This window comes from uncultured Butyricimonas sp. (assembly GCF_959596855.1).
GTDB classification, from domain to species: Bacteria; Bacteroidota; Bacteroidia; order Bacteroidales; family Marinifilaceae; genus Butyricimonas; species Butyricimonas muris.
The window spans coordinates 1-23158 of record NZ_CAUFYA010000005.1; the positions used below are offsets into that span (position 1 = coordinate 1).

Genomic DNA, 23158 nt, shown 5'->3' on the forward strand with positions numbered 1-23158 from the left:
GGATGAAGAGTATTCCCGCCTGAGTTTCAGCGAAACGTCAAGCACGAGAGCGAGCATGTTCTCCGGGAATGAAAGCGGGGGAGGCGGCATCGATCACGGCAAATGCCAACACGGCTACACCAAAGGCTTTTGCCCGTACGGTTGTTCTGCCGGAGTCGACGAGGTTGACGTCATCGTGTGCAGATATTGCGGCACGCGAGACGGGTGTGTTTGTTCAAGATGCTTTTATTGCGGGAACAAGGAACCGGAATGCTCGTGCACGAGATGTACGATATGCCACAAAAAGATGCCGGATTGTAGATGTTACGAGTACCCTGACCCCGATAAACCGATTAATCCACCGGGAGGAGGGGGTGGTGGAACTACAACATCCCCCTCAATGAGTGATAAAACTGCCGCATTATTCAAAAAAAATGGCTTAGGTGATGATATTAAAAAATTCAATGAATTAATGGATGAATTAGTTAGAGATTGCGCCTATAAAGCTATCTTTGAATACTTAAAAACAAAAACTCCTTTCGAAGAAGTCAAATATGATCCAAACATGGGTGAAGGAACACAATTTGCAGGAGCTAGTGCCGCAGCGAATAACAGTAGTCTAAAATTCAAAGATAAAGAAAGTATGAACATTGAAAGTTTGCGACATGAAATATTCCATATGTATCAATATCGTTATTTTGGAGTATCCAACTTAACACAGAATAGACACATGGTTGAATTTGAAGAAAGAATTTATGAGGATATCGCTGCATTCGTCCGCTACGGGGGAAACGAGGAAGTTGCGTTGGAATCTGGACATGCATTTTATTGTATCTATCCAGGTTTGTCAACGTACGAAAAAGAATACTATGCATTTCTAAAAAAGATAACCATCAATGGAGCAAAATACGGAACTTTGACTAAAGAAGAATTTTATCATTGGGCTAATATTTTTGGGAAAACAAGTAGAACTTATCCAGAAACATCTTATGATTACGCCGTCCCTTACGAACCTTCCATTAATGATTTATTGCAATCAATAGAACAAGTATGTAACTAATAGAAATAAATTATGAAATTAATATTACTTATATTCGCCTTTATCTTAGGAGCATTCTCGCTCACAGCACAGGAAGTAGACACCACTATACTTAAAGTAGACAGTGTTATCTACATGAAATATACAGGTTATGGAGACATTTATATCGAGAACACCAACCCAAAAATAAAAAAAGTACCGGCAAACTATGATGTACATGATCAAGCATATGGAATACATTATAGCGATAAAAACCTTCTTTTACAACTTATCAAGAAATGGTTTACACCGTATTTCAAAAAAAACGGAGTATTAACAGATATCCCTTCCTTTTCCAATAATATTATATTCAATCTTCACGCAGATACTGAAGGAAATATCATTGGAGTTGATTTCAAGTTTTCTGATAGATACGATATTCCAATACAACTTCTTCACCAATTCTCTTTAGATTTACAAAAAAGCAAATTCAAATTGACATATAACAAAAATTGGCATATATACAAGAATGCCAAAAGATTAGAACGAGTATTCGCTATAAAATGCTCTAATATACGCGATCTGAAATAATTAATAAGTACAAAAAAAGGATGAGGGATACTCATCCTTTTACACTTACTATTAAGTATACAACATAATCAGAATAACCCATTTTAAGCACAATCTCATTTTTAAACTTATGAGAATATAACACAAACATGAAACTGTCAATAATACTATCCAGTTACCTTATAACCATACTAACAGCTTGTTGCACTCCATCCAAGCTAGAACAAGCACTCACACTCAGCAGAGATAACCGACCAGAACTCGAGAAAGTGCTACATCATTATTCCGCACCCGCCGATAGCTTGAAATTACAAGCGGCACGTTTCCTGATCGAAAATATGCCGGGACATTACACGCTAAGGGGTGACAAAATAGATGCTTATCGACAAATAATAGATCAAGATACAACATGCTCTTACTACTACAAAAAATTGTACGATATTACACTCGATCATTTTATTCAAGACGATAAAAACATTCGACGTGAAGAAGACGTAAAATACATTACGGCAGACTACCTGATCCGACACATTGATGCCTCGTTTGAATTGATCAACAAGCAAGGGTTACTCGAGATCATCCCTTTTGATTTCTTTATCGAGTACATCCTTCCCTATCGTTTCAAGCATGAACGCCTAGACCTATGGCGAGATTCCATGCAGGTTACTTCCTTCGATATTCCCTTGTCTACACTCAAGCATGATCTCGAGAAACTAGCATCAAATTTCACGTTAAACGATCCTAAAAACGGGGGCTCTTCCATTTTCAAATTATTGAATCCGTTCGGGGACTGTTATTTCATCACATACAACACTATGCTTGCGCATCGCTCACTAGGTATCCCTTCTATCATTGATTGTATTCCTTTTTACTCGAACCGCAACGGTTACCATTATTGGTGCTCCGAACCACCATACCTTTATAAATCCTTCACCATTAAAGGTGCGTTTGACCGTAGAACCGCAAAAGTATACCGGAATACATTTTCTCGTAATCCTTTCCTCGTACCCGAAGAAGAAGAATTCATCCCCGAATTCTTCAAAGACCCGTTCATGCAAGACGTGACGGATTCATACTGCTACACCACCGATATCCAAATAGAAAACAATTCTTCCTATTCCCCTCGACACGCATACCTATGCGTGTTTAATAACCTTGAATGGAAACCTATTGCAGCCGGAAAGGTTTCAAATAACAAAGCGAAATTCAGTGAATTGGCAAAAAACATCGCTTACCTACCTGTCTATTACGATTCCACCGGCATGTATCATCCATTCAACTACCCGTTCATTCTTGACACAAAAGGAGATACCCACTACCTTATCCCTAGCCCCCAAAAACATACATTACACTTGGAACGAAAGAATCCGGATTTAACAAACGCCTTACACAAATATCTTAACACCTTAAACGGCACTATTATTGAAGCCTCCAACGATAAAGAATTTTCACGAGTGGACACGGTCTTTGTACTTGAGCCATCGAAAAAACTATTCTTCAAAGCCAGGAACATGCATCCCGATAAAAAATACCAATGGTACCGCATTCCCCAAAGCGGTAGAGAGAAATATATTGCAGAATTGTATTTTTTTAACTCGAGAGGTGAAAAACTACAAGCGATAACTGATTCTCTGTACCATGCCGCCATTGACGGCAACCCTCTAACTAATGTTTCGTTATACAATACATTTCTAACCTTACATTTCGATACACCCGTAACAATCGACGAACTCGTCTGCCTGCCTAGAAATGATGGCAACGGGATTTACCCCGGCAATTTATACAAGTTACTATACCACGACCGGGACGGCTGGCAATCGTTAGGCATACAAGAAGGATGCAATTTTTACCTAGAATATGACAACGTGCCAAAAAACGCACTATATTGGTTGCGCAATCTGACCACTGGCGTGGAAGAAAGAATATTCACGTATGAAAATGGCGTAATCACATTTTGGTAAAACAAGCATCCTAAAACCAATAGAGTACAAATTTTCTCCGTTTCATTGTATTTTTTAATGGAATCTGCATACATTCGCGGAGTCTTTGGTGATGTGTTAATATCCCATTAGCGCACAAGAGGGAAGTCGGTTAGAATCCGACACAGTGCCCGCTACTGTGATGCCCGTTTCTCCGCAAGGAGATTCAAAGGAAAGTTCTTGCACCACTGTCCTCGCGGACGGGAAGGTACTTTTCTTAGGCGTAGTCAGGAGACCTGCCAAAGCAAAACAGGTAATAGCGTATTCCCGGGGTCAGGAGTACCATTATGAACTTTTAAACTTAATCTTACATGAAGAAATTTGTAGCGCTGACTACATTATTCGTAGTAGCATTAGCGAGCGTCGCTTTTGCAGAAATCACCTTAAAGGGGAAAGTTGTAGATGCCAAAACCGGTAAAGCTCTTGCCGGGGCAAATGTTCGGTTAGTCGGAACAAGCATCGGTATCGCCACGAATAACAAGGGCGAATTCATTCTGGAAAAAATACCCGACGGGACTTACACGCTTCGTGCCAGCTACTCCGGTTACGAGGTCGGTTCCATGAAAGTGAACGGAAACAAAAGTGACATATTATTCCAGTTACTCGCCACCCCGGTAAACTTGAATCAGGTCGTGGTGACGGGAACAGGAACCCACCGCCGATTGAAAGATTCGCCCGTCCCGGTAGAAGTGATTAGCGGGTCGGACTTAAGGCAGGCAGGAGTAAACTCCTTCGAGGACGCCCTTCTGTTGCTGAACCCCGCGTTCAATATTCGCCCCACGGTCATGGGCTCGTACTTCACGCTCAACGGCATGAGCAACAAATACATCTTGATTCTCGTCAACGGGAAGAAAGTGGCGGGAGATGTTTCCAACAATACCGACTTGTCGCGTATTGACATGGGACGGGTGAAACGCATCGAGATATTGAAAGGTGCAGCTTCCGCCCTCTACGGTTCGGACGCCATCGCCGGGGTAATCAACGTTATCATCGAACAACCGAAAGACCCTATCAGCGTGCAGTCGAAAACCCGTTTCGGGGGAGAATCCAGCTTCTCGCAAAACGCCAGTGTTGATTTTAATTTCGGTAAATTCACTTCCTCCACCTCTTATCAAAGACGGCAAATGGGCGGATGGCAATTAAACCCCAATGAAATCAGCGGCGACACGGTCATCCCCACGAGAAGCGAATCATCCAGTAAATTCCATTCCAATATTGTTACCCAACACTTCACTTACGCGCCCAACGAGCAATTGAAACTTTGCGCGCAAGGAAGTTATTTCAACCGGGAAGTAAATCGTCCGGTACAAGAAAAGAAAAACGACGGGGCGTACCAATACGACCTCACCTACATGGACTACAATTTCGGCTTGGGCGGAAAATACTTCATGAACGATGGAGCGTACATCTCCCTCGACCTTTACATGGACAATTACGAGTACAACAAACTCTACACGGTTGCCCAACTTGACAAAAAAGACACGACATTCCGGGTTGGGGATGAAGAATTGACCAAGCGCCAAAAATATTACAACGGGAACCTGAAAGGCGTATTCCGGGTGGGCGAATACAACAAACTCACGCTCGGTACGGAATACGCTAACGACTACATGAAAAATCCCGGCAGCCTCGACGAACCGAAAGAAATCTACACGCTCGCCGTGTACGCGCAGGATGAAATCCGTGTATGGAAGAATCTACAAATCCTCCCCGGTTTCCGTTACGTTTACAACGAGATGTTCAAGAACCGCTTCACCCCGAAGATTGCCCTCATGTACACGCTCGGCTCGTTCAACTTCAGAACTTCCTATGCCGCCGGATTCAAAACACCCAGCATACAGGAACTATATTACGACTACGAAGCCCGGGGAGCCATCACCATCGGGAATCCCGACTTGAAACCGGAAAAAGCGAATTATTATAACGTGAACGTGGAGTATACCGGGAAATACCTCAATATTTCCGCGAACGGGTATATCAATGACGTGAAAGACATTATCGAGAAATACGATATCGGGGCCACGGACGAAGATAAAGCCAATGGAATAAAAACCCGTAACGTGTACCACAACCTCGACAAGGCGAGCATCAAAGGCTTCGACATCTCCGTGAACAGCTACCTCGGGGCAGGATTCTCCGCCGCGGGGGCTTACAACTGCGTTTACGCTGCCGACGGGGAAGGACGCCGCCTAAGCGAATCGGTAAGACACGCCGCCACCTTCCGGGGAGGCTGGACACACGAGTGGAACAAATACCGCCTGCACGTGAATGTCAACGGGAGAATACAAGGTTCGAAATACATTTACAAGGTAGACTCCAAAACAGGTAAAATCACCGACACCAGTGCTCCCAAGTACCAACTTTGGAACCTTGCCACCACGCATACTTTCGCACCCGTGGGTAACTTCCTGTTTGAACTGAACGCCGGGATTGACAACCTCTTCGACTGGACGGACGACCGCCCCAACGGCGTGAACTACGCAACTCTCAACCCCGGCAGAACATTCTTCGCCAGTCTTGTAATCCGTTTCACGAAATAAAACCGATATCATGAAAAACATATTAATAGCCTTTCTTTTATTAACAAGCATATCCGCCTTCGGTCATGGCGAAGGTTTCAAGGAATCCGATATATTCAAAACCCTCGGACCGAATGACAAAATAGCCCTTCTTATGGTTCACTTCGGGACAACACACGACGACACCCGCATCCTCACCATCGAGGCAATCAATAAAAAAGCGGCAAAGGCATTCCCCGGCATCGAAGTCCGGGAAGCCTACACCTCCCGCATGATTATGCGCCGTTTGAAAGAAAAAGGCATCGTGAAACCGAATCCCGTGGAAGCAATGAACCAACTCATAGCGGACGGCTACACCCACCTCATCATCCAACCCACGAACATCATCGAGGGCATCGAGATGGAAGCCTTGCGCAAGGAAGTGGCTCTCTACCGCGACAAATTCAAAGACATCCGGCTGGGCAACGCCCTGCTCTACACCCCGGAAGACTACAAGGCAACCGTACAAGCCCTTGCCGCATCGCTCCGGGGAAAGGCGAAAGGCGATTGTGTCTTCGTGTGCCACGGCACTTACCACCCGGCAAACTCTTCCTACGGGATGCTCGACTACGTGATGAAAGCACAAGGTCACAAGAACTACCACGTGGGAACCATCGAAGGCTATCCCGCCATGGATGACGTCATCCGGGAACTGGAAGCCAACAAGGCACGGGAAGTGACCCTCGTCCCCTTCATGTTCGTGGCGGGCGACCATGCCAAAAACGATATTGCCGGGGACTGGAAAGAGGAACTGGAAAAGAAAGGTTATAAAGTCAACGTCATCCTCGAGGGGCTGGGACAAAACGAGGCGATACAAGACCTGTTCATCCGTCACGCTAAATTCGCCTCTACCCACAAACGGGAAGACATCATCGTGAAGAAAAAGAAATACGAAAAGACCGACGACATAGACTAATCACATGATTACAAGATTACTCATCCATATCCACAGGATACTGGGAATCATTCTCTGTATCCTGTGCTTCTCGTGGTTTATCTCCGGAATCGTGATGATATACCATTCGTTTCCCCGTGTAAGCCAAGAAGAACGCTTCGCCCGCCAGCAAGCCCTTGACACCGCGTTATTACCCGACATGCAAGATGCGCTCCGCCGCCTGCCTGCCGATGTCCGCCCGGGCGGAATCAGCCTCGACAACCCGGAAGGACAAAACGTGTTCCATTTCGGGAACCGGCGAAAGAGTCATGATTTATACGCCGACACCAACGCCGTGGCACCGACAGTGAATTACGCCCTCTGTGAATGGCGGGCAAAAAACTGGTGCCCGAACAACAACATTACTCGGGTAGACACCCTGCACGCCCTCGACCAATGGATACCGCTTGCCCACAACAAACGGGAACTGCCCGTGTACAAATTCTTTTATGACGGACCGGAAGGATATCAATTGTACATCTCCTCCCGAAGCGGCAATATCTTGCAATTCACGGATTCCGACAAACGATTCTGGGCATGGTTCGGGGCAATACCCCACTGGGTATATTTCACGGTCATCCGGGAAAACCAGAACTTGTGGACGCGATTCATGTACTGGTCTTGCTACCTCGGGATGTTCATGTGCTTCACGGGATTCATCCTCGGCATTCGTTCCTATTGGCTGAACCGCCGGAAAGGCTTCCTTCGCACCCCCTACAAGAAACCGTGGTTCAAGTGGCATCACATCACGGGCTTCTTCTTCGGGATATTCGTCTTCACGTGGATATTAAGCGGATACATGTCCATGGCACCGCTTCCCTCGTGGCTGTTCGGCGAACAGAAACCCCGGGGCATGACGCGGCAAGGCACGCCGGACAGGGGGACTCCCTCACCCGATACCTACACGCTGGACTATCGCAACGCTATTGCCGCCGTCAGCCGGACACACGGTCCCGTGAAACAAGTGGAATGGACGCATTACGAAGGCATGCCCCTGTATAAATTGAGGACAGAGCGGGAAACCGTTACCCTCGACGCCTCTGCCGACAGCATCCGTCCCTTCCGTATCACGGAAGAAATGGTTTACGCCGCCATCAAACGCCTCACCCGGGATACCGTTCCCTACACGGTGACAAAAATGGAGGAGTACGACAATTACTACATTTCCCGCCGACGCCCGCTGCCGTTACCCGCGTACAAGGTCGAACTCGACAACGAGGCGAAGGATTGTTATTACTATAACCTCGAATCCTTCCAACCCGCGCACTACGACACGAACGGACGCTGGAAACGCTGGCTCTACCGGGGATTGCACACGCTGGATTTCAAGTTCCTCGTCGAACGCCCCGTGTTGTGGACCGTCGTTATCTGGACTCTCCTTCTCGGGGGAGCCGCCGTGTCATTCACGGGAATCGTGCTCTCGGTGAAATACATCATCCGGTTGTGCAAGAGGCGAAAGAGATAAATTCACCTCTATTAACACTTGCTTGTAAATCACCATAAGACGGCGAGGAAACAGGGGAGTTCTTTTGAAGTTCTTTTGAAGTTCTTTTGGAGTTCTTCTGACGGGGTTAAAAGAACTCCAGAAGATATTTAATAAAACACCAGAATATCATACCTTTTTCCCCGCCGTTTACTCCGGAATTTAGACCGGATTTGATTTGCAATCCAGCCGGTAAAAGTGTAATTTTGTCCGATACTTCAAAATTATGACAATGAACCAAGGAAAAATATACGTCGTCGGCATCGGACCGGGCTGTGAAGAAGACATCACTCCCGCGGTCCGTGCCGCCATCACACGCTCGGATGTGGTTGTCGGGTACAAATATTACTTCAACTTCATCCAATCCGTCATCCACCCGGGTACCGAGTGCATCGACACGGGCATGAAGAAAGAGAAAGACCGTGCCGCGCTCGCTTTCGAGTACGCCGAACAGGGAAAAACCGTTTGCGTCGTCAGCTCCGGCGATGCCGGTATATACGGCATGGCACCCCTTGTTCTCGAGATGAAACGCGAAAAAGCGAGTCCCGTCGAGGTGGAGATACTACCGGGGATAAGTGCCTTCCAGAAAGGAGCCGCACTACTCGGCGCACCCATCGGGCACGACTTCTGTATCATCTCCCTCTCCGACCTCATGACTCCTTGGGAGAAAATCGAACGCCGGATAGAGGCTGCCGCCTCCGCCGACTTCGTGACTGCCATCTATAACCCGAAAAGCGAAGGACGCTACTGGCAACTCCATCGCCTGAAAGAAATCTTCCGCCAATACCGCTCACCGGAAAACCCTGTCGGTTTCGTGCGTCAAGCGGGACGGGATGAACAGGAAATCAAGATTACCACGATAGCTGACTTCGACCCCGAGGAGGTGGATATGTTCACCATCGTGATTATCGGCAACTCGCAATCCTACGCGTGGGACGACAAAATCATCACTCCCCGCGGCTATTACCGGGAACAGGGCACCGATAAAGTGGGCATCGGGCAGGAAATCATGATGCGCAGCTTCCGCACCATCGAATCGGAATTACAAAATAAAGATATACCCCTCGGGCGAAAATGGGCATTGCTGCACGCCATCCACACGACCGCGGACTTCGACATGGAGAATATCCTCTACACGGACGACAACGCCGTGGAAACCCTCCATGCCCTCTTGCACGACGGGAAAACACGCACCATCATTACCGACGTCACCATGGCGGCTTCCGGCATCCGCAAGGGAGCCTTGGAGCGGTTGGGCATCGAGGTGAAATGCTACCTCTCCGACGAACGTGTAGCCGAAATGGCAGCCCGCATGAAAATCACCCGCACGCAGGCGGGCATACGTCTTGCCGCGGAAGAACACCCGGACGCCCTTTACGTGTTCGGCAACGCCCCCACGGCTCTCATGGAGCTATGCAAACTCACGCGCCTCGGCAAAGCACACCCCGCCGGAGTTATCGGCGCACCCGTGGGCTTCGTCAACGTGCGGGAATCCAAACACATGTTGAAATCGTTCACCACCATCCCGAAGCTCATCATCGAGGGACGCAAGGGCGGAAGCAACCTCGCCGCGACACTTGTCAACGCCATTCTTTGCTTTGACGACGCGGAAGGACTGCGACCGGGAAGGGACGTGTAAACAATTGAAAATGCAGAATTGAAAATTGAAAATGACAATACTGCATTTCTAAATTATAACCGATAATTGAAAATTGCCATGAAGTCTTCCTTCATTTTCAATTTTCAATTTTCAATTTTCAATTATCTTATGAACTTTACAATTATAGGAATTGACGACAACGGACAACAGGAGTTCTCCCGGGAAATACTCGGGCACATCGCTTCACGTACCGTATTCTCGGGGGGGAAACGTCACCACGGCATCGTGCGCCCGTTCTTACCGGAAGGTTACCGCTGGATAGATATCACGGTGCCGCTCGACAACGTCTTCCGGCAATACGAGGGTGAGGACGAGATTGTCGTTTTCGCTTCCGGCGACCCGCTTTTCTTCGGCTTCGCCAATACCATACGCAAACGGCTCCCGGAAGCGGGCATTCGGCTATACCCCTACTTCAATTCCTTGCAGATACTGGCACACCGCCTTGTGCTTCCCTACCACGACATGCACGTCGTTTCCCTCACCGGGCGACCGTGGCATGAATTTGACCGGGCACTCATCGAAGGACACGAGAAAATCGGTCTGCTTACCGACGAGCAACACTCCCCGGATGCCATTGCCCGCCGAATGCTGGCTTACGGGTACGACAATTACCGGATGCACACGGGAGAAATCCTCGGCAATGAAAACGAACGCGTACGCACCCTCTCGCCGGATGAGGCAATAGGACAACATTTCGTCGCTCCCAATTGCGTCATCCTGCAACGTACCCACGCGCATCCTCGTCCTTTCGGCATCCCGGAAAGCGAGTTTGAACTACTCGACGGACGCACCCGCATGATTACCAAAATGCCCGTCCGCCTGCTCACGCTCGGCATGCTCGACTTGCGGGAACGCCACACGCTCTGGGACATCGGTTTTTGCACGGGGTCCGTTTCCATCGAGGCGAAACTCCAATTCCCCCACCTTCAGGTGGTAGCCTTCGAGCAACGCCCGGAAGGAGAGCATCTCATGATAACCAATGCCGCCCGTTTCGGCACACCCGGCATAGAGGTACACATCGGTGACTTCACCGCAACCGACCTCTCCGGCATCACGCCCCCGGATGCCGTATTTATCGGCGGACACGGGGGTAAAATGGAAGAAATCATCTGCCGCCTGAACGAGGTTATCGTCCCCGGCGGCATTATCGTTTTTAACTCGGTATCACCCGAAAGCAAAGAACTCTTCATCCGCGGTGCCGCCCGACACGGTTTTTCCGTCACGGGAGAACACCGCCTCGCGGTAGATACCCACAACCCGATAGATATCATACAAGTACAAAAAACATCAGCACATGAATAAGATAGCTATTATCATATCCTCAGAACAAGGCTTACAAATCGCCCGCACCATACGGCAAGAACTGCCCGGTACCGAACTTTTCACCAAAGGAGAACAGGCGGATTGCACCGGCATCACGTCCATCACCGCTTTCGTGTCCGAACATTTTTCCCGGTACGATGCCCTCGTCTTCATCGGGGCTCTCGGTATATGCGTCCGTGCCATAGCCTCGTCCGTGCAGTCGAAATACACCGACCCGGCAGTCATCAACATCGACACCACGGGGCGGCACGTCATTTCCGTCCTGTCGGGACACGTCGGGGGAGCCAACCAACTCACCCGCCGGGTAGCCAACATCTTGGGTGCCGAAGCTGTCATCACGACACAAAGCGACAACACGGGCTTGTGGGCTCTCGATACCCTTGGCAAAGAACAGGGATGGAAAACCGAAACGACCGCACCGATGAACAACATCATCACGGCATTCGTCAACACCCGTCCCACGGCTCTGCTCCTTGACACGCGGGACGAAGGCACCCGTTATCTGGAACGTACCGCACCGGAACACGTGGAAATATTCTACCATTTCGAGGATATCGACTTCAGTAAATTCCAACTCCTCGTTGCCGTTACCCCGTTCCGGCACGAAAGCCCGATACCCGCGTTGTACTACCGCCCGGCAGTACTCCACTTGGGTGTCGGCTGCCGCAAAAACTGCAATTCCGAGGGAGTAACGGAATATATATTCCATAGTCTTGAGGCAAAACACCTATCTCCCCTCGCATTAGCAACCGTATCCACTATCGATTTAAAAGAGAAGGAATCGCTCGTTGACGAAATCACTAGAAAAGCCGGTGACATTCCTGTACACATTTACGACCCGATAGAACTTGCTGAAATCAAGATACCCAATCCCTCAAAGAAAGTAATGGAAGTCATCTCCGTACCGAGTGTTGCAGAAGCTAGTGCATTGGCAACATCTTTAAACGACAGATTATTAGTAGAAAAACAGAAAGGAAAACTATCCGAGGGCAACGACTTCACCTTTGCCGTGGCTCTCGACCGGGCGGCTGAACGCCGGGGATTCATCGAAATCGTGGGTGCCGGACCCGGTGACCCGGAACTTATCTCCGTGAAAGGCAAAAACTTCCTTGAAACGGCAGACCTCATCCTCTACGCCGGAAGCCTCGTGCCCGTGGAATTGACCTATTACGCCAAACCCGGTGCCACCGTGCGCAGTTCCGCCACGATGACACTCGAGGAACAATTCAGCCTCATGAAAGAATTTTACGACAAAGGACTCTTCGTCGTGCGCCTTCACACGGGCGACCCGTGCATATACGGGGCAATACAGGAACAAATGGCATTCTTCGACGAGTACGGCATGGACTACCACATCACCCCCGGCATCTCTTCCTTCCTCGCCGCCGCTGCCGCCCTGCAATCGCAATTCACCATACCCGAAAAGGTGCAGACCATCATCCTCACGCGAGGCGAAGGACGCACCCCCATGCCCGAGAAAGAAAAACTGCACATGCTGGCACGCTCGCAAAGCACCATGTGTATTTTCCTCAGTGCCTCCATTGTCGACCAAGTACAAAGCGAACTCCTGCAACACTACCCGCCCACCACTCCCGTGGCTGCATGCTACCACCTCACGTGGAAAGACGAACGCATCTTCCGGGGACAATTGCAAGACCTCGCCCGTATCGTGAAAGAAAACGACCTCACCCTCACCACCATGATTGTCGTCGGCGATGCCATCGACAACCGCAAGGGACTGTCAAAACTATATTCACACCAATTCAAACACCTGTTCAGAAATTAGATAATCATAAATCGTAAATCATAAATCGTAAATCATAAATCGTAAATCTAAAATATCATGGTCCTCATATTCGGCGGAACAACAGAAGGCAGAACGGCAGTCCGGGTACTCGACGAGGCAGGCTCCCCCTATTACTACTCGACCAAAAGCGACACGCAACAAATCGAGTGTAAGCACGGTACCCGTGTTGCCGGAGGCATGGATACAAGCGAGATGCAAGACTTTTGCACCCGCCATGACATCCGGCTTATCGTGGATGCCGCACACCCCTTCGCCTCCCAACTGCACGCCAATATAGCCGCCGTATCCGAACGCTTGGACATCCCCGTCATCCGCCTCGAGCGCCTCTATCCCGAGCGGGACGAATCGCTCGTCTGGTGCGACTCGTTCGACGATGCCATAGATTACCTTGAACACCACCACATCCACAACTTACTCGCCCTTACCGGGGTACAAACCATCGACAAGATGCGCCGCTATTGGGAAAAGACGCCTTGCTGGTTCCGCGTACTCGACCGGGAACAATCACTCGACCTTGCACTTCGGGCAGGCTTCCCCCGGGAAAGATTACTCTTCTGGCAGGACAAACAGGACGAGGCGGCTCTATTCCGGGAGATTCAACCGGACGCCATCATCACCAAAGAGAGCGGTGAATCGGGCTTCTACACCGAAAAAATTACAGCGGCAAAAGCCATCGGCATCCCCGTACTCGTCATTCGCCGTCCCGCGTTACCCGAAAGTTTTTACACCGTAAACGGGGAACACGGGCTACGCTACCGGGTGGAACGACTCGTGCTGGGATTCTTCCCCCTGCGAAGCGGATTCACGACAGGCTCCTGCGCCACAGCCGCCACGGTAGCCGCCCTGCAAGGACTCCTCACGGGCGAACCGCAACAGCAATCGACAATCACCCTCCCCAACGGTGAAACAATCACCTTTCCCGTTGCCTCCTGCACGTTTGCCCCGAACTCCTGCACTTGCGGCATTACCAAAGACGCGGGAGATGACCCGGACGTCACGAACGGCTACACGATATACGCGGAAGTTACTCCGTCCGCCACTCCCGGCGTCCATTTTCTACAAGGCGAAGGAGTCGGCACCGTCACGCTTCCCGGTTTGGGTATCCCCGTGGGGGAACCAGCCATCAACACCACACCCCGTGCCATGATGACCCGGGAAGCGGAACGTCTGCTCCGGGAGCATAAGGATATACCCGGCATCAACATCCGTATCTCCGTACCCGGCGGCAGGGAACTCGCCACCAAGACATTCAACCCCCGCCTCGGCATCACGGGCGGTATTTCCATCATCGGCACCTCCGGAGTAGTACGCCCTTTCTCCTCGGAAGCCTTCGTCAACAGCATCCGCAAAGAAATACAGGTAGCCAAAGCCCTTGGCTGTAACCACATCGTCATCAACTCCGGCGCCAAGAGCGAAAAGACACTCCGTTCCCGCTTCCCCGAACTACCCGACCAAGCCTTTATCCACTACGGCAACTTCATCGGCGAAACCCTCAAACTGGCAGAAACCGAGTCCATCCCCTCCGTCACCATGGGCATCATGATAGGCAAAGCCGTCAAACTCGCCGAGGGCAACCTCGACACGCATAGCAAACACGTCGTGATGAACAAAGCCTTCATCACCCGCCTCGCCGCCGAAAGCCAATGCCCCCCTTCATCCATAGCCCGCATTGCCGACATCACCCTCGCCCGCGAACTATGGGACATCTTCGCCCACACCCCCGCTTTCTTCGATACCCTCGTGCAGCATTGCTACACCCACTGCCTTCCCCTGCTCTCGCGGACACGTTTAGAGATTATTCTTATTCCGGAAGAATAAGTCCGTCAAAAGATTAAGCAATCAGCAACGAGGACAGGGCGAAAAGCGTTTTGACGCATTTGCCCTGTAACGAGAAAATCGAGTGATTAGATTATCAAAATAATTGCGTATCTTTGCCGAAAATAAATTAGAATGAAAGACACAAAAGAATCCATCATCAATCAACTTTCACCCTATCTATTCTGGGATATAGATAAGGCAACTCTTGATATGGATACTCACCGTGCCTACATTATTAAACGTGTTCTTGAATACGGTCAACTGGAAGATTGGCACGCCATTCTCGCTTATTACACGCAACCGGTCATCATCGAAGTAATCAAAAATGTCCGGGAGTTAGACCCACGGGCTCTTGCCTACATTGCCACGATAACAAATACTCCAATACACCAATTCAAATGTTACACCACACGACAATCGAACCCCACACACTGGAACTTTTAAAAACACATTTACAAAAACAGACATGAAAAACAAAACCAAAATTACTCGGGAAGACTACTTGAAAGCAACGAGGAAAGCCCGAAGGGAAGAAGAGATACGGGAGCATCTCCATCCCGTGAACATCAGCAGGGTTCACAAATCAAAGAAAGTTTACAACCGCAAAAGAAGCAAGGCGGCCCTGAATAAGGAGCTGCCTTATTTTTTACCCTTCCGGCAAGACAGCAGGCATAGCGCTTAACAACTCTTCAATCGTCTGCACCTCTATCACGGGCTTTCCCGGCACGTTAATCTTGAAACCCGAAGTTGTCAAATCACCCGTTTCCACGTACACCTCCGACTCCACGTTCCGGTTTGCCAACATTCCGTTACGCTGCAACGCCTTCCGCACCATGGCATACTTTTGCCCGTGTCCCTGTAAGCGCACACGCGAAGTATATTGATTCTCTATCCGAAACAACCCTGTTTCCATATCAAAAACAATCCCCTTACGGGCAAAAAAACTACTCAAATGTCCCTCCAACGCCAAATCTTCCGGTGTGCCTATCGTGATGCCGTGTTGCTTATCCATCAGCCATATCTTGTCAGCAATCTGCAAGGCGAGTTCCAAATCATGCGTCGAAAGAAATATAGTCTTCCCGGTTTCCCGTGTCAACCGGTGAAGCAACTGCATAATCTCCACCTTACTCGGGAAATCCAAAAATGCCGTCGGCTCATCCAAAAATATCACGGGTGTCTGTTGTGCCAACGCTTTCGCTATCATCACCTTCTGCCGCTCCCCGTCACTCAGCGTGTGTACCATACGGGAAGCCAGATTCTCAATCTTCACCAGCGCTATCGACTCCTCCACTATCCGGCTGTCCTCCTTGTCAAGCGTTCCCCAGAAACCGGTATACGGACTTCTTCCCATCCCTATCAACTCCCGGGCACTCATATTGCGCACGTCGCATTTCTCGGTCAGCACTACACCTATCGTCTTCGACAACTCCTTGTCTGAATAAGTACCGAGCTCCCGCCCCATAATAAAAATCTCCCCTCCCAACTTCGGTTGAAACGCCGACAAGGTGCGCAAAAGCGTGGACTTCCCCACTCCATTCGCCCCCAAAAGACAAGTCAACTCCCCCTCGTTTATCTCCGTGCAAATCCCTTGAGCCACCACCTTCGTGTCGCTCTTACTCTTGTACCCGATAGAAAGATTTACCAAACGAACCATAACCCAAATTTAAAATCACAAATCGTAAATCATAAATCGCAAATTATTAAATTTCCACCTCATTCCTCTTCCGCTTCCCGAACAACACCGACGCCACCACCGGCGCCCCGACCAATGCCGTCACCGAATTCACGGGCAAAGCCCCCTCGAACCCCGGCAAACGGGCTATCAAATTACAAAGCAACGCCAGCGAAGCCCCCACCAGCATCGAGGTCGGCATCAATACCCGGTGGTCTGAAGTCTGGAATATCGCGCGACACAAGTGAGGCACCGCCAACCCCAAAAAGATAATCGGACCGCAATAAGCCGTAACAATCGCCGTCAACACCCCGGAGCAAGTAATCACCCACACCCGGGCACGATTGATATTCAATCCCAGATTACGGGCGTACCCGTCCCCCAGCATCAACAGATTCAACGACTTAATCAACAAAAAAGACAGCGGGATAATCACCGCCATAATCGTCACGAACAACATCATCTGGTTCCCCGAAACCCGGGCGAAACTACCTAATCCCCAAATCACGTACGCCTTGATATCCTCCTCCACGCTGAAAAACTTCAGTACCCCGATAACGGCATTCGCGATATACCCTATCATCACCCCGATAATCAAGAGAGTAACACTCCCCCGTATCTTCCGGGAAGCGAAAACGATTAATCCCATCACGGACAACGCCCCCGCGATAGCCGCGACAGACAGCGCCACCTCCCCGATAAATCCCAGACGACTCAAGGCCACTCCCCCCAGTTTACCGGCCGACGCCGCCACGAAAGCCACCCCCAGACTCGCCCCCGAACTGATACCCAGCACGGAAGGTCCCGCCAACGGATTACGGAAAATAGACTGCATCTGCAACCCGCTGATAGAAAGTCCCGCACCCGCCACCAACGCCGTCAACGCTTGCGGCAACCGGGACTTCAAAATTATATTCTGCCAAGCCACCGGTTCATCCCCGCTACCCGTCAGCACGTTCCAAACCGAGGAAAACGGGATAGACACCGAGCCCAACAACATATTCAATAACAAAAACACCACAATAGACACCGTGATAAAAAACATCCATATCGTATTTCTCCCTCGTCCCATGCACTCTTATTTATTAAGCAAATCGTAATACACCGGTTCATGGTCGGGCAACACACCCGGGTGAAACACCCGAATCATATCGGCAAGCACCACCTCCGGTTCAGCGGGCATACTCTCGTAAAACGGCTTCTCCCGCATGTTACAATAAATGACACGTTTATCCTTAAAAGCCTTGAAATCAGCGTAACGCTCGTCTTGCGCCTTCAATGCGGCATAACAATACTCCCCGGCAAAACTATTCGCGATTCTCCAGTAGTCGGCACTCTCCGCCTGATTGTACACCGTCTCGAAATCCAACGTCACCCCACCCGAACGGGGGTCGTCTTTCAAGAAATAATCCGCCCCCGCATCATGGAAAAGCTGTGCCAGAAAACTCTTCCCCCCCACGGCATACCACACCCCGCCCCTCAACTCCCCGCTAAACACCACGGGACGGCGTTCCACGTCACCAACCATCGCTTTCAACGAATTATACCGATTCTCTATCCGGTCAAATTCCAATCCCGCCTTATCCTCCATTCCCAGCAACAACCCCACAAACTTAATCCATTCCGCCTGCCCGAGAGGAGTCATCTCCTTGTACCCGAGATGCGGCACCAGAGGAATCCCGATATCTTTCACAGCATCATACCCCCCGCGTTTAAAAGGCGAAATCAACATCAGGTCGGGATTCAGGCTCATGATAATCTCGTTATCAAAATTCCCCTCTATCCCGATACGGCGAGTCTTCCCCTCGTCCACCTGCTTCTGCATCTCCCCGTTAAAAAGAAAACGGGTACTCGTGATACCCACCACCCGGTCCGTCGCGTCCAGTTTGATAAAATTAGACAACTGCAAAGAAGTCATGCACACCACGCTCCGCACCGGAACCTCCACCACGGGCACCCCCGCCGGGGGTTGCACCTTCTTCCCCCGGGGAATCAAAGCGTACTGGTAACACGTGTGGCTACTCTCCTGCGGGTCTTTGACATTCAACACGGCATACCCGTCCCGGTACTCCAACCAAAACCCTTTAGCGTACTTAATCCGAACCCGGGGAATCGAATCGCTCCCCGCCTGAACGGTCTGTTTCTCGACCGACTTCTTACTCGTTTTCGACTTGCAGCAACAAAACACTCCGCAAGCACACAAAATACACAATAAACGTACTAATCCATTCATCTCTTTTCCTCCGAAAGTATTAATCATTCGTGTCATCTGGCAGGTTTTCTGGCTTGTCATCTTTTCTCCTTCCCGGATTCCAATCCAGTGGTTTTATAGAAAAAATCTGCCCACCTTCGAGGCAGGAAACGACTTTACAGCTGCGGGGACAGCCCCGGAATTTCACCGGATTCCCTTTTCTTCCAACACGGAAGCACCAAGACGCCTGCAAATATATAAATATTATTTTGAGCGTATCCGTTTTTTAACGACTTTTGCACCCGGAATCAGTTCAAAAGGTCCATAAAGTCCATAAGGTCCATAAAGTCGTAAAGTCCCAAACACCAGAAACATCACGACAACTTCGAGAACTGACCTTATGGACCTTATAGACTTTACGGACTTTATAGACTTAATAGACTATGAAAGTAATCAGCATCTCCCTCGGTCCGGGCGATCCGGAGTTAATAACGGTCAAGGCATTAAAAGCCTTGCAGGAAGTTGACGTAATCTATTGCCCCGGCACGAAAAGCAAAGAAGGGACTTTCAAATCGTACTCCCGGGACATCATCCTGTCCCTACCCGTCGAGGCTAATAAAATCCGAATCTTCCACGTCCCGATGTCCAAAGACCGCACGTTTGCCAACCGGGCTTACGACGAGCTCTGCCTCGAAATCGCCGCACGGGTTGCCGAGGGGAAAACAGTTGCCGTCACAGCCGAAGGCGATTCCGGCTTCTACTCTTCCGGCAACTACATGTTCGAGAAACTCGCCTCCATGCACATCCCCACCTCCGTCATTGCCGGAGTACCCGCGTTCATCGCCGCGGGAGCGGTATCGGGACTTCATATCGTGAAACAGGAAGAAAAACTCGTCGTCCTGCCGGGCAAAACAACACCGGAAGAACTTCACGAGCTCACCACCACGAACCACGTTATCGTCATCATGAAATTATCGCAATGCACCGATACCGTCCACGAATTCATCCGTCAACACCCGGATGCCGAATACCACTATTACCAAAACGTGGGTACCGCGAACGAACAACATGAAACCGACCGGAACGCCCTCGTGGAAATCGAATTCCCTTACTTTTCCCTAATGATTATACGACCTGCCAAAAGAATCTCTGTCGGCTAACCCAACAATTGGCACAAATATTGCGTACAAGGAAATCACGAGATGAATGATTGTTTAATCTATGCTAATTTAACTTTATCAATCTGAAATGATTCGACATACACTATATATCGCGTTATTATGCGTCCTGTCGCTTTCCGCCACCGGGCAAGACACGGTCACCGTTGACACCACACCCGTGAAGACCGGATTCTTCCATCGGTTCTACCGTTATTTCGCGGACGCCAACAAAGAGAAAGCCGAAAAGCGATTCGACTTCTCTATTATCGGGGGACCGCATTTTTCGAGCGACACCAAACTGGGGCTCGGACTCGTGGCATCCGGGCTGTACCGTATCGACCGGCACGACAAAACCATATCCCCCTCCAACGTCGCCATCTACGGGGACATCACCACCACGGGTTTCTACCTGCTGGGAATCCGGAACAATAGCATCTTCCCGCGTGACCGTTTCCGGCTCAACGCCAACATGTACTTTTTCTCCTTCCCCAGCGAATTCTGGGGCATCGGTTATGAAGCCGGCAGACATGAAGACCGCAACACCGAATATAAACGACTGGAACAACAAGTCAAACTAGAACTCCTGTGGCGTCTGGCACCCAACCTCTACGTGGGTCCCAACCTCATGTTCCGCAACGTGAATGCGAAAGATTTCGACGACATCAGCTTCCTCAACGGGGCACCCAAGAACGTCACCACCTTCGGGCCCGGAATCATCATCTCGTATGACTCGAGAGATTTTATCCCGAACCCTTACAAGGGAATCTACGTACAACTGGAGCAACAGTTCTTTCCCGGCTTCCTCGGTAACGATCAGGATTTCAAGCGTACCAGCTTCGACTTCCGGTACTATCACAAAGCGTGGAAAGGAGCTATCGTTGCCACGCAATTACAAGGAATATTCAACTACGGGGACACCCCGTGGAGTATGGTTGCCCTGATGGGCGGTTCGTACAGCATGAGAGGTTACTACGAGGGACGCTACCGGGACAATGACCTGATACAGGCGCAAGTAGAACTCCGTCAAAAAATATACAACCGCCACGGCATAACCGCGTGGGCAGGTGCCGGAAACGTGTTTCCGGACATGGACAAGTTTAAATGGAGCCACACCCTGCCCACTTATGGCATCGGCTACCGTTGGGAATTTAAAAACAGAATTAACGTAAGATTGGATTATGGTATCGGCAAAGGCGTCAAAGCATTCTACTTCAATATTAACGAGGCTTTCTAAAGGACTTGTCAACTTCGTGAAAAAGAGCAAAACCCTGTTCTGGCTCTTCATCGTGTTGAACCTTGTCCCCAACTTCTGCCTGATATTCACGGAACCTCTCTCCGCGATCGGGAAGATCATCCTGATTCTTGTTCCCTTGAGCATCTACATGATCGTCTTCTCGCTCTTCAAACGGGCGGGACTCATGCAACTCATACTCATCCCCGTGCTTATCCTGCACGCGTTCCAACTCGTGCTATTCTACCTCTTCGGGGAATCCGTCATTGCCGTGGACATGTTCCTGAACCTGCCCACCACGAACGCGTCCGAGGCGGGCGAACTGCTGGGCAACATCTGGCCCTCCATTATCATCGTGTGCGTCCTCTACATCCCGGTCATCGTGCTAGCTTCCATCGCGGTCCATCACAAGGTAGTCCGCCCTGCCGCTTTTCGCCGGAAAATGATCACGTGGGGACTCGTGTTACTCATCATCGGCTCCGGTCTTACCGCTTACGAGAAAAGACGGGACAACACCTACGAGGTAAAAACAGACCTCTACCCGGCAAACGTGATGTACAACTTCTACTTTGCCTGCAAGAAATGGAACCGCAGCATGGATTACCCCGTCACCTCCAAGGACTTCACGTTCCGCGCCACACGGGATACCGCCCATGAACGCCGGGAAATATACGTCCTCGTCATCGGGGAAGCCGGACGTGCCGAGAATTGGAGCTTGTGGGGCTATGAACGGGAAACCAACCCGAAGTTGAAAAACGAGGCTAACCTCGTCTTGTACAAAGACGCCATCACGCAATCGAATACCACGCACAAAAGCGTGCCTCTCATCCTGTCTGCCGCCGACGCCTGTCATTACGAGCGCCTGTACACCCAAAAAAGTGTAGTGACCGCTTTCAAGGAAGCCGGATTCAAGACCGTGTTCCTTTCCAACCAAGTACCGAACCGCTCGTTTACCGACTATTTCGGCGAGGAAGCTGATTATTACAAAAACATCCGCCCCACCGAGGACGGCGGTTTAATCACGATCAACAATTACGACGAAGCCATGTTACCTTTCATGCAGCATTATATCGACTCGCTGGCAAACGACAACCTCCTCATCGTGTTCCACACTTACGGTTCACACTTCAATTACAAGGAACGCTACCCGGAAGAGTTCGCTCACTTTACCCCGGCTGACGCCACCGAAATCGAATACAAAAACAAGGCACAACTCGTCAACGCCTACGATAACAGTATCATTTACACGGATCATTTCCTGCACAACGTGATCGAGATATTACGCGCCTCCGGCAGCGACGCCACCATGATTTACTCCCCCGACCACGGGGAAGACCTACTCGACGACAGCCGGAAACGCTTCCTGCACGCCTCGCCGATCCCGACCTATTATCAGCTACATATCCCGTTCATGATCTGGTTCTCGGACAATTACATCGAGGCACGTCCCAATTTCTATCAAGTGGCACGCTACAACAGCAACGCACCCGTTGCCACGAACCATATTTTCCATACCCTGCTGAACCTTGCCGAGATCAACACCTCGCACTTCGAGCCGGAATTTTCGCTAATCAACCCGATTTTCAAACGACAACCGCGTATGTACCTCGGTGATCACGACAACCCGATCAATTACTACGAAGTCGGTTTGAAAAAACAAGACAAAGAGATGGTGCAACGGCGAGGCATGGATCACACGGTAAACACTTCCTGCAAGAACTAAGGATATACTCCTGTAAACCAACTGTTACATAACCCCGACAGGTGACTTTCGG

General features: G+C 49.9%; 19 protein-coding genes and 2 riboswitches. Of the genes, 16 read left to right on the forward strand and 3 right to left on the reverse strand.

The window, feature by feature from the left end; genetic code table 11:
- The first annotated feature begins 68 nt into the window (after positions 1 to 68).
- From Q5866_RS03400 to Q5866_RS03460, 13 genes are all read left to right on the forward strand, one after another.
- Positions 69 to 383, forward strand: a complete 315-nt coding sequence (locus Q5866_RS03400) for a hypothetical protein (RefSeq protein ID WP_303178797.1) — start codon at positions 69 to 71, stop codon at positions 381 to 383.
- Complete coding sequence (locus tag Q5866_RS03405; RefSeq protein WP_303178799.1) at positions 380 to 1039, forward strand: hypothetical protein; 660 nt, start codon at positions 380 to 382, stop codon at positions 1037 to 1039. The genes Q5866_RS03400 and Q5866_RS03405 overlap by 4 nt, the downstream gene beginning before the upstream one ends.
- A 12-nt stretch (positions 1040 to 1051) precedes the next feature.
- Positions 1052 to 1588 carry a hypothetical protein gene (locus Q5866_RS03410; protein WP_303178800.1) on the forward strand — a complete coding sequence of 179 codons (537 nt, stop codon included), beginning with the start codon at positions 1052 to 1054 and terminating at the stop codon, positions 1586 to 1588.
- Between the two features lie 128 nt (positions 1589 to 1716).
- Complete coding sequence (locus Q5866_RS03415; protein WP_303178802.1) at positions 1717 to 3528, forward strand: hypothetical protein; 1812 nt, start codon at positions 1717 to 1719, stop codon at positions 3526 to 3528.
- 69 nt (positions 3529 to 3597) lie between these two features.
- Positions 3598 to 3805, forward strand: a riboswitch (cobalamin riboswitch).
- A gap of 52 nt (positions 3806 to 3857) precedes the next feature.
- Complete coding sequence (locus Q5866_RS03420; protein ID WP_303178804.1) at positions 3858 to 6086, forward strand: TonB-dependent receptor; 2229 nt, start codon at positions 3858 to 3860, stop codon at positions 6084 to 6086.
- 10 nt (positions 6087 to 6096) lie between these two features.
- On the forward strand, positions 6097 to 7020 hold the full coding sequence (locus Q5866_RS03425; RefSeq protein WP_292267967.1) for a sirohydrochlorin cobaltochelatase: 924 nt from the start codon (positions 6097 to 6099) through the stop codon (positions 7018 to 7020).
- 4 nt (positions 7021 to 7024) lie between these two features.
- Positions 7025 to 8503, forward strand: a complete 1479-nt coding sequence (locus Q5866_RS03430; protein ID WP_292267965.1) for a PepSY domain-containing protein — start codon at positions 7025 to 7027, stop codon at positions 8501 to 8503.
- A 250-nt stretch (positions 8504 to 8753) separates the two neighbouring features.
- Complete coding sequence (gene cobJ / locus Q5866_RS03435; RefSeq protein WP_303178808.1) at positions 8754 to 10160, forward strand: precorrin-3B C(17)-methyltransferase; 1407 nt, start codon at positions 8754 to 8756, stop codon at positions 10158 to 10160.
- 129 nt (positions 10161 to 10289) lie between these two features.
- Positions 10290 to 11483, forward strand: coding sequence for a precorrin-6y C5,15-methyltransferase (decarboxylating) subunit CbiE (gene cbiE / locus Q5866_RS03440; protein WP_303178810.1), 1194 nt, complete (start codon positions 10290 to 10292; stop codon positions 11481 to 11483).
- Complete coding sequence (gene cobM, locus Q5866_RS03445; protein ID WP_303178811.1) at positions 11476 to 13290, forward strand: precorrin-4 C(11)-methyltransferase; 1815 nt, start codon at positions 11476 to 11478, stop codon at positions 13288 to 13290. Before cbiE ends, cobM begins: the two co-directional genes overlap by 8 nt.
- A gap of 57 nt (positions 13291 to 13347) precedes the next feature.
- Positions 13348 to 15129, forward strand: a complete 1782-nt coding sequence (gene cbiD / locus Q5866_RS03450) for a cobalt-precorrin-5B (C(1))-methyltransferase CbiD (protein ID WP_303178812.1) — start codon at positions 13348 to 13350, stop codon at positions 15127 to 15129.
- Between the two features lie 132 nt (positions 15130 to 15261).
- On the forward strand, positions 15262 to 15573 hold the full coding sequence (locus tag Q5866_RS03455; RefSeq protein ID WP_099290879.1) for a hypothetical protein: 312 nt from the start codon (positions 15262 to 15264) through the stop codon (positions 15571 to 15573).
- Between the two features lie 22 nt (positions 15574 to 15595).
- Positions 15596 to 15811: a hypothetical protein gene (locus Q5866_RS03460; protein ID WP_099290881.1), complete on the forward strand. Its 216-nt coding sequence runs from the start codon at positions 15596 to 15598 to the stop codon at positions 15809 to 15811.
- On the opposite strand, the gene Q5866_RS03465 is transcribed toward Q5866_RS03460, so the two are convergent.
- The 3 genes from Q5866_RS03465 to Q5866_RS03475 are packed head-to-tail and all read right to left on the reverse strand — an operon-like array spanning position 15776 to position 19034.
- Entirely contained in the window at positions 15776 to 16783 is a 1008-nt protein-coding gene (locus Q5866_RS03465) for an ABC transporter ATP-binding protein (protein WP_303178816.1), read from the reverse strand. The genes Q5866_RS03460 and Q5866_RS03465 overlap by 36 nt on opposite strands.
- A 46-nt stretch (positions 16784 to 16829) precedes the next feature.
- Entirely contained in the window at positions 16830 to 17873 is a 1044-nt protein-coding gene (locus tag Q5866_RS03470) for an iron ABC transporter permease (RefSeq protein WP_303178818.1), read from the reverse strand.
- 6 nt (positions 17874 to 17879) lie between these two features.
- A complete protein-coding gene (locus Q5866_RS03475) occupies positions 17880 to 19034 on the reverse strand; it encodes an ABC transporter substrate-binding protein (RefSeq protein WP_303178995.1) in 1155 nt (384 codons plus the stop codon).
- 20 nt (positions 19035 to 19054) lie between these two features.
- Positions 19055 to 19250, reverse strand: a riboswitch (cobalamin riboswitch).
- A 185-nt stretch (positions 19251 to 19435) separates the two neighbouring features.
- On the opposite strand from Q5866_RS03475, the gene cobI reads away from it, so the two are divergent.
- The 3 genes from cobI (at position 19436) to Q5866_RS03490 (ending at position 23106) form a co-directional block, all read left to right on the forward strand.
- Positions 19436 to 20152 (forward strand): precorrin-2 C(20)-methyltransferase, encoded by a 717-nt coding sequence (gene cobI / locus Q5866_RS03480; protein ID WP_303178820.1) that lies wholly within the window; start codon positions 19436 to 19438, stop codon positions 20150 to 20152.
- A gap of 88 nt (positions 20153 to 20240) precedes the next feature.
- Entirely contained in the window at positions 20241 to 21386 is a 1146-nt protein-coding gene (locus Q5866_RS03485) for a BamA/TamA family outer membrane protein (RefSeq protein ID WP_303178822.1), read from the forward strand.
- Positions 21387 to 21402: 16 nt separating this feature from the next.
- Positions 21403 to 23106 (forward strand): lipid A phosphoethanolamine transferase, encoded by a 1704-nt coding sequence (locus Q5866_RS03490; protein ID WP_303178824.1) that lies wholly within the window; start codon positions 21403 to 21405, stop codon positions 23104 to 23106.
- Positions 23107 to 23158 lie beyond the last annotated feature (52 nt).